The organism is Rhodococcus sp. APC 3903 (genome assembly GCF_030407755.1).
Taxonomy (GTDB): Bacteria; Actinomycetota; Actinomycetes; order Mycobacteriales; family Mycobacteriaceae; genus Rhodococcus_F; species Rhodococcus_F erythropolis.
The window spans coordinates 1-501 of the sequence record NZ_JASDCV010000106.1 but is presented as its reverse complement, the minus strand read 5'-3'; the positions used below and the strand labels follow the sequence as shown (position 1 = coordinate 501).

The following is a 501-nucleotide window of genomic DNA, read 5'->3' as shown; positions in this document are numbered from 1 at the left end:
GCCGGCAAATCCAACTGATCCGGCAACCCCGCCAACGCCGACTCCCAGAACCCGACCTGACGCGAAATCAACGACGACGGATCATCCTCGGACCCCAACACCTCACGCTGCCACAACGCGTAATCCGCATACTGCACCTCGAGCGGCGCCCACCCCGGCACCTCACCCCGAGAACGAGCCTCGTACGCCACCATCACATCACGCGTCAACGGCCCCATCGACACACCATCACCACTGATGTGATGAACCACCAACGCCAACACGAACTCCGACTCCGACACCGCGAACAACCGCGCCCGAACCGGAACCTCCACCGCAACATCGAAACCAGCCGACAAGAACTCCGTCACCGCACCAACGACATCGGACTCCGACACCGCCACCGGCGACACATCCAACCGCACCCGATCCGCCGACAACACCTCCTGGAACCCGACACCGTCGACCTCCGGATACACCGTCCGCAAAATCTCATGCCGCGCAACAACATCCGACACAGCA

The 501-nt window shown here is 62.5% G+C and carries 1 protein-coding gene; it reads right to left on the bottom strand.

What is annotated here, in order from left to right:
• Window positions 1-501, bottom strand: a 501-nt coding sequence (locus QMA15_RS32735; RefSeq protein ID WP_290289396.1) for a condensation domain-containing protein, incomplete at both ends; no start/stop codon positions are given.